Source organism: Moraxella sp. 179-F 1C4 NHS (assembly GCF_045370505.1).
In the GTDB taxonomy this organism is placed as follows: domain Bacteria; phylum Pseudomonadota; class Gammaproteobacteria; order Pseudomonadales; family Moraxellaceae; genus Faucicola; species Faucicola tetraodonis.
The window spans coordinates 1-13,479 of sequence record NZ_JBIQEC010000010.1 but is presented as its reverse complement, the minus strand read 5'-3'; the positions used below and the strand labels follow the sequence as shown (position 1 = coordinate 13,479).

The window sequence follows — 13,479 nt, the reverse complement described above, 5'->3', positions numbered from 1 at the left end:
CTTAAATCCAAAAGCTTAAATTTTAGAGCTTGATAAAGCATTGAAGTGATAAAAACCTTAACCCATGACATTGAATTTGCTACAATGCGTGGGGTAAGGTTTTTTTATGCCAAAAGTTTTTATTATTGAGTGCTGTCATGACTTATTTGCGTCAACTGTTTATGATTATTTTTGCGGTGATTGTGTTGGTATGTCTACAATACCAGTATTGGTTTGGCACCAATGGTCGTGGCGATTTGGCAGCATTAAATAAACAAATCAGCGAACAGCAATCCATCAATACGGATCAGCAAAAAGCCAATGAGGTATTGCTTGCCGATGTTAAAGACTTAAAAAACGGACTTGAAGCAGTGGAAGAACATGCTCGCTCCGATTTAGGTTTAATCAAACAAGGTGAAACTTTTGTGCAAATGTCGACTGCTAGCAGTGTGTATAGTACCGATATGGTCACACCGAATGCCCACAATACCGCCACGTCTCACCCATAAAAGCATAAGAACTGCCAAAGTTATATTTGTCTCAATTTTTACTGTCAACTGTTTACTTTATTGTTGAAAAGACGCCATGTCAGAACTTAACGCAATACCTGCCAATTTATCTAACAACTTTACGATTGACACCGTGGTCGTCGCTGCAGGCGTTGGCAAACGCTTTGGTAATCAGATGCCAAAACAGTACACCCATATTGGCAGTCAGACGGTGCTACAACACAGCATAGCGGCGCTAAGCAAAGTCCAGCAGCTAAGCACTTGCTATTTGGTAATTTCTGAAGAAGATACGATTGCCAAAACACTTAACTTTAGCATGCCAATAGAGTGGGTGATAGGTGGTAAAGAGCGGATGAATTCGGTGTTTAACGCCGTGCAAACGATTTGGCAACAATATCAAAATCCGTTCAATGACAAAGTCTTTAATGATAAATCCTTCAGTAATAAGGACAGTCATCATGCGTATGATAATCATTGGGTGTTAATTCATGATGCTGCGCGTCCTTGTGTCAATCCGAGCGATATAGAAAAATTGATCACACAGACCACGCAGCAATTTTTGCAACAGTCGCCTCAACAGTCACAGCAAAAGCAATGGCAAGAGTCGGCGGGTGGCTTATTAGCAGTACCGGTGCGTGATACGGTCAAACACATCATCCATTCACAAGACAAAGTATTGGCACAAAAAACGCTTGATCGCAGTCAATTGTGGCTAGCACAAACCCCGCAGATTTTCCCATTGGCAACACTGTATGATTATCTAACCCAAGCCATTGAGCAAACGATTGCGTTTACTGATGAAGCCAGTTTATTTGAGCATTTTGGCAAACAGCCGTTATTGGTGGAAGGCAGTCATAGCAATATCAAACTGACTTTTCCAGAGGATTTGCAATTTGGGCAGGTGTATCTGGCAAAACCTTAGCAAAAATGGCTTGTCAACAAATTGAGGTTACCGCTAAAAACCGCATAAGAAGAGAACTGCATAAGTAAAAAAAGGCAAAGAGAATTTCTAAAGCCACAAAAACAAAAAAGCCATACTAAATTAGCATGGCTTTTTAACTGTATTTTTTAGCGTTAACACTAAAAAAGATTGGCGTCCCCACGGGGATTCGAACCCCGGTTACCGCCGTGAAAGGGCGATGTCCTAGGCCTCTAGACGATGGGGACACTAGCACGCTTAGTTTATAGCGCGACCTCGACCGCTTTCACCGTTAATGTCGAAGTGGAGCGTATAATATATATTTTTATTTTTTCCGTCAACTGTTTTTTATGTATTTTTTTATATTTTTAACAATTAGCCCATCATACGGTGACCGATGATAGTTGATAGAGCGGCATGACAAGCGCATTAGCTGGCTAATGCGCTTAATTACAGTGTTTTCTAAAAAGTGTTGTCTAAAAATTTCACACCGTGCTTATGAGTGATTGTTTTGATGCGACTCAGATGTTGTATGAGCACGCGTCGTATGAGATTGCGGCGGCAGATTAGCGGCTTTATTTTTTAAGTGATAGCGAATCCAAAAATGGGTTACGATGCTAATCACAATCGATAAACTGATAAAACCTAAAATGGTCATCCAGATTTGACTATCTACTTGCATACTTGATCCTTGTAAGACAATCTAAGTTAACGCTGATTATCGATGCGCTGGCTATCAATACTTTGATTAGCTCCCATTGTTTGATTACGAATCGCATCATCGCGCTGTTTTTTCTTGAGTCGGAACGTTAGCCATAAATATGTTAATATGCCTAAGATTACGGCAGCAATCATATACATAATAATAGTAGTCCAAATACTGTTATCTACGCCCATGAAAGAGTCCTTTTTATTATTGTTAGCATTAGTGTAACAGGTCTTAACAGCTATTTTACGTCATTCACGTAATGATGTGTGGTAGCGATGTTACTGGCTATTTTCAAACACTGTAATAAGCGTCTACAAAAGCACTTTTTTTCACTTTTTCATATTTTTACGTTAAGATAATTGTCTAAAAAACGCTTTGGCAACTGACACGGTTGCAGCAAGGAAAATAATTATGAAAGTAGTCATCAGTGATGGCATCGAATACGCCCTAAATCTTAATTATCGTACCATCGATATTGAATCGACCGACTATACCAATATTGCAGCAATTGTGGTCACGATGACAGATTTGCCGCGTGTGTATCAAGATATTGAAGATTTGGGTTTTGCTATTCCGATATTTGTGGCGATTGAATATGGTGATGTAGTGCCTGATGAATGGCTACCCAATGTATATGGTGTGCTAGAGCTGGCAGATGATCAAAAGTTTTATAACGGACAATTGGTCAATGCGGCGGCGGCGGATTATATCGCCACGCTCGATCCGCCTTTTTTCCAAGCCTTGATGGACTATACCGACTATGGCAATGCGGCGTTTGACTGTCCTGGGCACCAAGGCGGACAGTTTTTTCGTAAGCATCCTTCGGGCAGACGCTTTTATTTATACTTTGGTGAAACACTATTTCGTGCCGACTCCTGTAATGCCGATGTCCGTCTCGGCGATTTGCTAATTCATGAAGGCCCAGCTTTTGAGGCACAAGCGCATGCGGCGAAAGTGTTTAATGCGGATAAAACCTATTTTGTGCTCAATGGCACTTCCTCTTCCAATAAAATTGCGATTGGTGCCTTAGTGGCGCATGGTGATTTGGTGCTGTTTGACCGTAACAATCACAAATCTGTGTACCAAGGCGCCTTAACCATGGCAGGTGGTACGCCTGTGTATTTAGAGACCGACCGCAATGCTTATGGTTTGATTGGCGGCATTCCTGGCCATTGTTTTGAGGAAGCCGAAATACGCGCGCGTATTCGTGAAGTTGCGCCCGATAAAGCCGATGATGCCCGCCCATTTCGCTTGGCGGTAATTCAGCTGGGCACGTATGATGGCACTATTTATAACGCCCGCCAAGTGGTGGATCGCATCGGGCATCTATGTGACTATATTTTGTTTGACAGTGCTTGGGTGGGTTATGAGCAGTTTATCCCGATGATGCGTGATTGCTCGCCATTGCTACTTGAGCTGGGTGAAAATGATCCAGGAATTTTGGTGACCCAATCGGTACACAAGCAACAAGCGGGCTTTTCGCAAGCCTCACAAATCCATAAAAAAGATAACCATATCAGCGGGCAAGCCCGTTATGTCAATCATAAACGTTTTAACAACTCGTTTATGATGCACGTGTCGACCTCGCCGTTTTACCCGTTGTTTGCCTCACTTGATGTCAATGCCAAAATGCATGAAGGTAAAGCCGGTCAGCGCATGTGGCACGAGTGTGTCATCGGTGGTATCGAAGCTCGTAAAATGCTGCTAGACACTTGTACCATGATTTTGCCGTTTGTTCCGCCTACAGTAGATGGGCAAGCTTGGCAAGACTACGATACCGAAACCATTGCCCATGATATTCGTTTCTTCCGCTTTGAGGCAGGCGCGCGTTGGCATGATTTTCAGCATTATGCCGATGACCAATACTTTATCGACCCCTGTAAATTGCTACTGACCACGCCAGGCATTGATATGCAAACGGGCGAGTATGAAGCGACAGGGATTCCTGCCGCAATTTTGGCGCATTATCTGCGTGAAAGCTCGGTCATTCCAGAAAAAGCCGATTTAAACTCGATTTTATTCTTACTGACGCCTGCCGAAACTTTGGCAAAATTCCAGCACTTGGTCGCCCGTATCGTCAGTTTTGAAAAGCACATTCGCGAAAACAGCCGCGTCACCCAAGTGTTACCGACACTGGCTAAGGCATACCCGCAGTACCGCAAACTGACCATCAATGAACTTTGCCAGCTCATGCATAACTTCTATGCCAAGCATCAGTTGAACAAACGACAAAAACAAATGTTTGAGCGCGAACATCGTCCCAAGGTTGCTATAAGCGCATTTGATGCCCATAATGCCTTTATCCGTAATGAGGTTGAGCTGGTTGCGCTAACAGAAATTCGCGGACGGGTGGCGATGGAAGGGGCGCTACCGTATCCACCAGGGGTGTACTGTATTGTACCTGGCGAAGTGTGGGATGGGGCAGTGTTGGACTACTTTTTGGCACTGCAAGAAGGGGTTAATCGCTTGCCAGGCTTTGAGCCAGAAGTGCAGGGCGTGTACTGGGAATATGATGACCAAGGTAAAAAGATTGCCTATGCCTATGTGTTAAAACAGCCTTACCAAATTTGATTGACGGTTTTTGATTCATAGGCTTTCTCGGTGAAGTCTACATTTGGTGCGTTTGCAGCAGTAACCAATGGCGCAAAAATTGGTCTGTGTAGATAGGTACGATGTTATTTAATTAAATGATAATCATTATTATTTACATTATCAATCTATTATTGGATAATGACGGCTCAATTTTTTAAGAGGCAGTCAAACAATGACAATGAAAGATTTTCGTATCTACATGAGGCTTGGGCACCGCTATGTTGGATTCTTTATGGTTGGCATTATGCTGGTCTATTCGCTAAGTGGCATGTTGCTGGTATTTCGCGACACGGATTTTTTAAAATCTTCAAAAACTGTCAAGCAAGTCGTGGCAACCAATCTTGATGAGAAAAATTTAGCCAAAACCCTAAAAATGAAAAACATCGATTTTAGGGAGCAGCAGGGCGATATACAGGTTTTTAAAGATGGACAGTACAATGTTAAAACCGGTGAGGTGACTTATACCAGCAAAAAACTGCCCGTGGTATTAGATAAAATGGTGAATTTTCATAAAGCGCCCTCTAAAGGTAGTATGGGTGGGCTCAATGTATTGTTTGGCATGAGTTTATTGTTTTTTGTGCTATCGAGTTTCTTTTTATTTGCCCCAAGTTCAAAAATCTTTAAACGTGGTTTGGCGTTTGTTGCCGTTGGGGCGGTGTTGTCGGTGATTTTGTTGATGTTGTAAATTACCCTAACAAAAAGTTTTTTAGCAAGGTTTTCGCCCCTTCGGTGGCGAAGGATTCTGGGTGATATTGCACCCCTTGAATCGGATAGTCACGATGGCGAATGCCCATGATTTCATCGCCTGCTAGACTGGCATCTTTGAGGTTTTTATCACTATGTTGCTCACTAGATACCACGCTGGTCACTACCAAGCAATCGGGGAGTGAGGCGGCGTCGACCATCAGTGAATGATAACGCATGATGTCAAGCTGCTGGGGCAAACCTCGATACACGCCTTGACCATCGTGGCGAATCGGTGACGTCTTGCCATGCATGGGCACATTGGCTCGCACCACTTGACCACCAAAAAAATGCGCAATGCCCTGCATGCCGAGACAAACGCCTAATAGAGGTATGGTTTTGCCAAGCTCAGTAATGACGTCCCCACACACACCAAAATACGCAGGGTCATCGGGCGAGCCAGGACCTGGTGAGATGATGATACGGTCAGGATTCATCGCTTTGACGTCATCTAGCGTGATTTCGTTGTTGCGTTTGACCGTGACCTGAAAAGCACCTGGATATTCAGAGGATAGGATTTCACCAATATATTGGTATAGGTTAAAGGTAAAAGAATCGTAGTTATCAATAATTAACACTTGCATAGTCAACTCTAAAAATAGGTTTGGCGGTTATTCTAAACGTTTAAAATACTGCTGATATACATCGCTATCATACGTATCTAGTTGGCGTATCGTCATGATGGAGCAGACTTTACTGCACTGGCGCAAAATTGGACAGTACAACTTTCATCGCAGACAGTTTTCGCACAATTTCTTCATACTCATCTTCAGGATTGGAGTCATATACATTGCCGCCGCAAGTTTGCGCATACGCTTTTTCGCCATTGATAAACAGCGAGCGAATCGGAATAGCAAAAATACAATCCCCATTAAAACAAAACTGACCGAGTGCGCCACCGTAAGCGCCGCGACCATCGGGCTCTAGCGTATTTATAATTTTCATCGCTTCAATTTTGGGTGCGCCCGATAGCGTGCCTGCGGGAAAATTACTGGCAAGCGCGGTGAACATATCATGATTAGGGTCAAGAATACCGACGATTTCACTGGAGATATGCTGGACATGTGAAAAGCGCTTGATATCCATTAAGTTACGCACTTTTACCGTCCCAAAGCGTGCCACCCGCCCGATATCATTACGATGTAAGTCCACCAACATATTATGTTCGGCGATTTCTTTGGGGTCATTGAGCAAGGCGCGCGCTAATTGGCGATCTTCGGTCTCATCCTTGCCGCGCTTGGTGGTGCCCGCCAGTGGGAAGGTCTCCATCTCACCATTGCGCAATCGGAACAACAACTCAGGCGATGCGCCGATGATTTTTTGGGCGCCAAATTTGACATAGTACATATGCGGTGACGGGTTGACTTCGCGCAGTTTACTATAAATTGGCATAGTATCGCCTTGGATGCGATAATGCGATTTGAAACCCACTTCACACTGAAAAATCAGCCCAGCTTTAATGTCTTCTTTGACTTTCATCACCGCTACCGCATGTTGCTCGCGGTTCATCCCATCGCCCAAATGCTCAGCAGTGGGCTGCGTATAGTTAGGCGAAATAGCATTCAATAATGACTTGATTTCGTCAATACGATTGCTTTGGTGGTCGGTATCGTAATAATAATAAAAAATTTCACCGGTCATCTTATCAAGGCTTAACCCATCTAAGTACACCCCGAATTTGAACGGCTCGAAATCATCACTGGTTTGAATATTCAGGGTCGGCTCAAAAAAATTGACACTATCAAATCCCAGAAAACCGACCAATCCGCCGGTATGGCTACGTGAAATCACATGTTGTGGGGTGATTTCGCGCAGTAGTTGGTAAGGATTGTCACAGGTATAATCCGTGCTTTCCCCCGTACGATTGTTGGTGATAGTCAAGGTATGGCGATCTTTTGCCAACACTGTCATCGCAGGGTCAAAGCCGATGGCATGATGACGTGAGATATAGCTTTCTTCGCCCAACGATTCCAGTAAAAAACAAGTAGCGTATTTGGCTTCGATGCGTTTAAAGAGTTCAAAAAAATCAATGTCTTGTGCAAGTTTAATCAGGCTTGGTTTGCTGGCAAGGGCGATTTTGGGCGGTTTGGCGTGTGTAGTCATCATGGTGTCTTAGATTTATAGTGTCTTAAATTTACCGTATCTTAAATTTATAGCGGCTTAAATTTACCCTATCATAAATTTTAATTAATGTTTCAGTGTTCTAGTATGATGATACATTGTAATCAGATTAACCCCTGCTTGCAACTCTTTTATGGCATGCCAGTTATTTTCACGCTGATTTTCATCGTCCTTCTAATCACCCTAAAGTATGTATGCTACTGTGAGGGGCTTATTTACGCTTGAAGCCATTATCACAAATTTATAGGTTCAAATGACTCAGATTTGGCAATAATTGGTTGATATCGTGTTGACCATATGCTTTGGCGCCCCGTGATACGGTTGCAATGCCCACCCCCAAGCGCTCCGCAATTTCGCGTTGTGGTAGCGCTTGCTGAAACAAGGCAAAAATTTGAATACGATTGGCGATTTCTTTTTGTTCTTTTTCAGTCAGTAGCGCTGCCAAAATTTCGCGGATAAAGTCACTATCATCGGTTTGGCTCAATAGCTCAACCAAATAATCATAGGCGGATAGGGATGATGGCGAAGTATGCGGCATAGTAGGTTTTTTTGAGTAAAAGATAACAAGTAAAGCATTTCAGTGTTCTAGTATAGTGATACATTTTACGAAGTTTAGCCAGTGAACTCAATCGATTTTTATCCCTTTAGAAAACTGAATAGGTGCGACGACTGGTTACTTTTGATTACAAAAGCGCAAATAACTGAATATTTAATCAAAGCTTAGTCGACACAAAGTTGCTTTAGCGAGGTTCTATAATGTGGTTATAATAAAATTGCTTAGTTAAAAAGCTAAGTGAGTTTATTAATTATAAATAATGACTATCAATCATAATTTTTATAACCACGCCTTTATCTTTGGTTGTTGTGTAGCAGTCTTAATGGGCAATTAAGAATGCGCAGTTACGGTCAATGTCAAAGGGTAGCAGCGCGATTTAAAAGTTAATTAACGCTAATGATATTCAATACTAATCTTATTCAAAATAAGGCACTTCATTATGACAACCAACCCTAAGAACAACAGTGAATTTTTGAAAAATATGGTTTTTAAAGAGATCGATCACCAGCCACAGCGGGCGGATTATCAATCTAATCAACCTGGCAATTCGATGCCGTTTAGCGATGCCCGAGGTAACTATCAGCGTAATATCGGTTTTGATACCGGACGTTTTAAAGACAGTAAAGTCTATATTGTCGGCGGCGGTATTGGCGGGTTGGCAGCGGCGTATTATTTTATCCGAGATGCCCATATCCCAGGCGAGAATATTACCTTTTTAGAAGAATTAGCGGTGCAAGGCGGCTCACTCGATGGCGCTGGTAATGCCAAAGACGGTTATATCATGCGCGGCGGTCGTGAGATGATTACCACCTATGAGAATTTTTGGGATATGTTCCAAGATATACCGGCGCTAGAGTTACCAGAGCCTTATTCAGTGCTTGATGAATACCGCCTGATCAATGACAATGACCCCAACTATTCCAAAGCACGGTTGATTCATAACAAAGGTGACATCAAAGATTTTCACAAGTTTAATCTCAACAAAGCCGACCAACTTGCCATCGTCCGCTTATTACTAAAAAATCAAGACGAACTCGATAATCTCACCATTGAAGATTACTTTAGCCAGAGTTTTTTGGACAGTAATTTTTGGACGCTATGGCGTAGTATGTTTGCTTTTGAAAACTGGCACAGCTTACTTGAGTGCAAGCTTTATATGCACCGGTTTTTGGAAGCCTTAGATGGTATCAAAGATATGTCGACCCTGTTATTTTCTAAATACAACCAATATGACAGCTTTGTGGTACCTGCGCAAAAATTTTTAATCAATAAAGGCGTCAAACTACAAAGTGACACGTTAGTGACAGCGGTAGATTTTGAGCAGCAAGGCGACAAAAAAATCGTTAAAGGGCTGACAACAACCCAACAAGGTCAACAAGTCCATATCCCTGTACGGGACAATGATTTTGTGATTATTACCACAGGGTCAATGACGGAAGATACGCGCTATGGCACCAGTGACACTGCGCCTGATATCCATCTAACTGATGATGAAATGGGAAAAACGAAAGGCTGGGTACTATGGAATGACCTTGCCAAACAATCCGCTGTGTTTGGTCGTCCAGAGAAATTTAACCGTCATGTACCCAAATCTGCCTGGATGTCAGCAACCTTAACTTGCAAAGACTCGGCGTTTTTACGCAAAATCAGCGAAAAATATTCTGTCAATCCGCCGCTATCAGGCAAAACAGTCACAGGCGGTATTGTTACCATCACTGATTCCAACTGGCTTATGAGCTTTACTATCAACCGCCAACCGCAATTTCCTGACCAACCCAAAGACGTGGTGGTGATATGGGTGTATGGGCTGTTGATGGACAAAAAAGGCAACTATGTGCCAAAAACCATGCCAGAATGTACCGGGCATGAAATTGTAACGGAGCTACTATATCACCTAGATTTGCTCGAGCAAAAAGATGATATTTTAGCCAACACCATCGCTAACACCGCCTATATGCCTTATATCACTTCGATGTTTATGCCACGTGCCAAAGGCGACCGTCCACAAATCGTACCCGAAGGCTGCACCAATTTAGGTCTCATCGGTCAATTTGTTGAGACCAACAACGATGTGGTGTTCACCGTTGAAACTTCAGTACGCTCGGCGCGGGTCGCGGTGTACACCCTAACAGATTGTAATAAGCAGGTGCCTGATATCGTGCCAACCCAATACGACATTCGCAACATGCTCCGCTCTGCCAGTACACTCAACGATGACCAAGGCTTCATCGGCGAAGGCTTACTGCGCCGAGTGCTCGCCAATACCTATTATGAGCACATCTTGCCACCCCTCGCCAAAAAAGCGCACAAAGACAGCTCCTTGATGCAGACGCTTGCCGAGCAATTTGAAGTAGTCAAAGCCTTTTGGCATAAAGAAGGCCATAAAGATGAGCAAAAAGCGCAGGATAAAAAATAAGCTTTGATAAACATTTGTTCTCAAACTGAAAAATCCTCCTGCCGCTAGGGGGATTTTTTATCAGCGAAATTTCCTTTGCCCTTAAAAACCCTATTTCGTAAAACGGTGGTTTCAAGTATATTAAAGCTAAAATCACACATCATAAGGAACAAGTGATGAAACTATATACCATGAATGCCCCGCCAAATCCTCGCAAGGTCGACTTATTATTAAAAGTCAAAGAGCTTGATATCAATGATATTCATAATTTACAAGTCATCAACGTGGATATTGGAAAAAATGAGCAAAACTCGCCAGAGTTTTTGGCGGTAAATCCACTGGGGCTGTTGCCTGTATTAGTGCTTGATGATGGCACTGTGCTTAACGATTCACATGCCATTTGTGAATACCTTGATAGTCGACTTGCAGGGAATGGTAAGCAAGTGATGGGCTCAGACCCTATACAGCGCGCCAAAATTACCGCGATGTCACGCAATGCGGAGTTTCATGTGCTGTATAACATGATGCTGGCTTTCCAGCATGGGCATCCATCTCGCGCTTCGGTGGGCAACCAAGTGCCTGGTATGGCAGAAGAGAGCATCAACCGTGTCAAAAAAGCATTGCCGTACTTTGACAAGCTATTATCGAGTCATAAATACTTGCTCGGTGATAGACTCACCTTCGCTGATATCGTGTTGTATGTTGGCTTGGATTTTGGGCGAGTGATGAAGTTTAATCCCAAAGATGCCAGTGTAGTGGGTGACCATGTGGCACGTTTTTATGCGCAAATGAGTGAGCGTTTTGGTAAAAAATAATGGTTGTTGAGATAAAAAAGGGCAAGGTAGATGCCCTTTTTTTATTTGTAGTGGTTATTCATTGCTTTTATCCACCGTTTCCATTCACTGCTTTTATGCCTACTTATTTTCAATAGCGCTAGGGTTGTCATCACGACTGATTGTTTGTCATTAATGCAATGATACCATCATATAGGATGTCATTGACCGGCGTGTCAATGCCATGCTTATCACCCAATTCGCGAATCGTCCCTGCAAACAAATCAAGCTCACAGCGTCGCCCTGCTTTTAAATCCTGTCGCATCGATGGCATGCCTTTAGGATCCAGCGCATCCATAATTGCCAACCATTTTTTGAAATCTTCCTTAGTTAAGGTTACGCCTTCAGCGTGTGCCACTGCCATCACTTCTCGCATGGCGGCTTTGAACATCTCGCGCGCCTCACCCGCTTGTTGCACAGTATCAAAGGTGCCTTGATACAATGCCACGGTTTGATTGACGCCGGTATTTAACATCAACTTGCCCCACAGCTGGCGCGGCATGTCATCGCTCACTGAGTGCGGGAAATTGACTTGATTAAAGAGGGCATCGACTTGTTGCACGCGTGCGCGTTCAGCGCTATCAGTTGTCATCGCGCCAATGACCAATTGTCCATGATCGCGATAAATCAGTTGGCTACCATTTTTCCCATTTTTTTCATGCGGTTCATTTTTCATGGCGTCCATTTGCTGCGCCACACAATACACAATGCGCTCATCACCAAAGGCGTTTGCCAACACTTTTTCGCTGGCGATACCGTTGAGGGCAGAAACAATCAGTGTATTGTCGCCAAGTTGACTTTCAATCAAGGGCAATACGTCATTGAGTTGATAAAACTTGGTACAGACGATGACCAAGTCGGCAGGACTTAGGTCTGAAGGAGGGCTTTCATTTGGTATGACATAGTTGAGTGGTAATGGTTCGCCATTCACCAATAAACCTTGCTGTTGGTAGCGGTTGACACGGTCAGTATCGGCGACGATACGCAAGTTTTCAAAAGGCATATTCGGGGCTAATAAACTTGCAAATAACGCCCCTAATGAGCCAAATCCAACAATGGCAATAATCGGTGAATCGTTCATCTTTTTTCCTGTTATTTTGCGACATTGATTAGAGTTGTGATAAAGTTTAGCAGATTTTTGCACGTATTTTAAAAAAGGAATCACAATGAAATTATTAAAAATGGCTGTGTTCATGGGTTGTTTATAGACTGCTTATGAAAAATCAGCAACAAACTTTGCAAGAACTAATGCCAGCGTTTGAGCAAAAAATTGAAAAAATTACCCAATCAGCTCAAAAAACCACCCAAACCATTAACCATAAAGCAAGTAAGAAATAATGAATTTATCTAATGTTAACGATGCTGCATCTTCACTAAACGGCGCATATTTTGTCACAGGTACCGACACAGAAATCGGTAAAACCACCACCACCGCGCAACTGGTCAAGAATATAGCTGAAAAAGGCAAAAGTGTATATGCTATCAAGCCCGTTACGGCAGGCATGGAAACCGATGACAACGGGCAAACATATAGCGATGATGCAAGGCGCATCAATCAATTTGCCAATGTCAAACCACCGCTGTCTGTCATTGCGCCTATCCAGCTAGCGACGCCTTGCTCACCGCATATCGCCGCGCAGCTTGATAACGTGACACTCACCAAAACCCAATTAGTCGATACCATCCATAAGTCCATCGCAGCCTATCCTGCCGATGTGATTTTAGTTGAAGGGGCAGGCGGCTGGTTTACCCCTATTAATGAGCAAGAAACGCTTGCTGATGTGGCAGCCGCGCTCAAATGCCCTGTCATCCTGGTCGTCGGTATCAAGCTTGGCAGCCTTAATCACGCCATGCTAACCCTACAAGCCATTTGGCAAGCAGGGCTAAAAGTCGCTTTGGTTATTTTTAACCAATTACAGACCGACACGCCGTTTGTCGATGCGCAAATTGACTGGTTAAGTCAGCAAATTTTACGCCAGTCTAGTAGGTATCAAAACTCGCCACCCTTGATGGTCAAACAAGGCGTTTTAACCCATTAAATTTTTGGCTGTGGTCTAAAAAGTATGCTCACTATACCCAGCCATAATTGACATAATGAAACAGTAAATCAAAAGCCTTAAAA

The 13,479-nt window shown here is 43.2% G+C and carries 14 protein-coding genes and 1 tRNA gene; 8 read left to right on the top strand and 7 right to left on the bottom strand.

The genetic code is table 11. The annotated features are described in order from the left end of the window. Window positions 1-137: 137 nt before the first annotated feature. Window positions 138-488 carry a septum formation initiator family protein gene (locus tag ACH0AB_RS06290; protein WP_099833501.1) on the top strand — a complete coding sequence of 117 codons (351 nt, stop codon included), beginning with the start codon at window positions 138-140 and terminating at the stop codon, window positions 486-488. A 76-nt stretch (window positions 489-564) separates the two neighbouring features. Continuing rightward, window positions 565-1,410 carry an IspD/TarI family cytidylyltransferase gene (locus ACH0AB_RS06285; protein ID WP_406877612.1) on the top strand — a complete coding sequence of 282 codons (846 nt, stop codon included), beginning with the start codon at window positions 565-567 and terminating at the stop codon, window positions 1,408-1,410. 169 nt (window positions 1,411-1,579) lie between these two features. Here the strand turns inward: ACH0AB_RS06285 and ACH0AB_RS06280 are convergent. From ACH0AB_RS06280 to ACH0AB_RS06270, 3 genes are all read right to left on the bottom strand, one after another. Further along, window positions 1,580-1,655, bottom strand: a tRNA-Glu gene (locus ACH0AB_RS06280). A gap of 248 nt (window positions 1,656-1,903) precedes the next feature. Beyond that, window positions 1,904-2,089, bottom strand: coding sequence for a hypothetical protein (locus ACH0AB_RS06275; RefSeq protein WP_406877611.1), 186 nt, complete (start codon window positions 2,087-2,089; stop codon window positions 1,904-1,906). Window positions 2,090-2,115: 26 nt separating this feature from the next. Continuing rightward, a complete protein-coding gene (locus ACH0AB_RS06270) occupies window positions 2,116-2,304 on the bottom strand; it encodes a hypothetical protein (protein ID WP_007116099.1) in 189 nt (62 codons plus the stop codon). A 223-nt stretch (window positions 2,305-2,527) separates the two neighbouring features. On the opposite strand from ACH0AB_RS06270, the gene speC reads away from it, so the two are divergent. Next, the gene (gene speC / locus ACH0AB_RS06265; RefSeq protein WP_406877610.1) at window positions 2,528-4,687 is read left to right on the top strand and encodes an ornithine decarboxylase; all 2,160 of its coding nucleotides are present in this window, start codon (window positions 2,528-2,530) and stop codon (window positions 4,685-4,687) included. A 193-nt stretch (window positions 4,688-4,880) separates the two neighbouring features. Next, window positions 4,881-5,393: a hypothetical protein gene (locus tag ACH0AB_RS06260; protein WP_406877609.1), complete on the top strand. Its 513-nt coding sequence runs from the start codon at window positions 4,881-4,883 to the stop codon at window positions 5,391-5,393. Window position 5,394: 1 nt separating this feature from the next. Here the strand turns inward: ACH0AB_RS06260 and ACH0AB_RS06255 are convergent, their stop codons facing one another. The 3 genes from ACH0AB_RS06255 to ACH0AB_RS06245 all read right to left on the bottom strand — a co-directional run bounded on the left by ACH0AB_RS06255 (window position 5,395) and on the right by ACH0AB_RS06245 (window position 8,111). After that, window positions 5,395-6,036: an anthranilate synthase component II gene (locus ACH0AB_RS06255; RefSeq protein WP_406877608.1), complete on the bottom strand. Its 642-nt coding sequence runs from the start codon at window positions 6,034-6,036 to the stop codon at window positions 5,395-5,397. 109 nt (window positions 6,037-6,145) lie between these two features. Then, on the bottom strand, window positions 6,146-7,558 hold the full coding sequence (locus tag ACH0AB_RS06250) for an anthranilate synthase component I family protein (RefSeq protein WP_406877607.1): 1,413 nt from the start codon (window positions 7,556-7,558) through the stop codon (window positions 6,146-6,148). Between the two features lie 256 nt (window positions 7,559-7,814). Continuing rightward, on the bottom strand, window positions 7,815-8,111 hold the full coding sequence (locus ACH0AB_RS06245; RefSeq protein WP_282842295.1) for a Trp family transcriptional regulator: 297 nt from the start codon (window positions 8,109-8,111) through the stop codon (window positions 7,815-7,817). A gap of 457 nt (window positions 8,112-8,568) precedes the next feature. Here ACH0AB_RS06245 and ACH0AB_RS06240 point away from each other — a divergent pair, with 457 nt between their 5' ends. After that, window positions 8,569-10,545: an oleate hydratase gene (locus ACH0AB_RS06240; RefSeq protein ID WP_406877606.1), complete on the top strand. Its 1,977-nt coding sequence runs from the start codon at window positions 8,569-8,571 to the stop codon at window positions 10,543-10,545. A 155-nt stretch (window positions 10,546-10,700) separates the two neighbouring features. After that, a complete protein-coding gene (locus tag ACH0AB_RS06235) occupies window positions 10,701-11,339 on the top strand; it encodes a glutathione S-transferase family protein (RefSeq protein WP_278931969.1) in 639 nt (212 codons plus the stop codon). A 130-nt stretch (window positions 11,340-11,469) separates the two neighbouring features. Here ACH0AB_RS06235 and ACH0AB_RS06230 read toward each other — a convergent pair whose 3' ends face one another. Then, window positions 11,470-12,438: a ketopantoate reductase family protein gene (locus tag ACH0AB_RS06230; RefSeq protein ID WP_406877604.1), complete on the bottom strand. Its 969-nt coding sequence runs from the start codon at window positions 12,436-12,438 to the stop codon at window positions 11,470-11,472. Between the two features lie 134 nt (window positions 12,439-12,572). On the opposite strand from ACH0AB_RS06230, the gene ACH0AB_RS06225 reads away from it, so the two are divergent. Together ACH0AB_RS06225 and bioD are read left to right on the top strand one after the other, a co-directional pair. Continuing rightward, window positions 12,573-12,695 (top strand): hypothetical protein, encoded by a 123-nt coding sequence (locus ACH0AB_RS06225; RefSeq protein ID WP_257619932.1) that lies wholly within the window; start codon window positions 12,573-12,575, stop codon window positions 12,693-12,695. After that, entirely contained in the window at window positions 12,695-13,396 is a 702-nt protein-coding gene (bioD, locus tag ACH0AB_RS06220) for a dethiobiotin synthase (RefSeq protein WP_406877603.1), read from the top strand. Before ACH0AB_RS06225 ends, bioD begins: the two co-directional genes overlap by 1 nt. Window positions 13,397-13,479 lie beyond the last annotated feature (83 nt).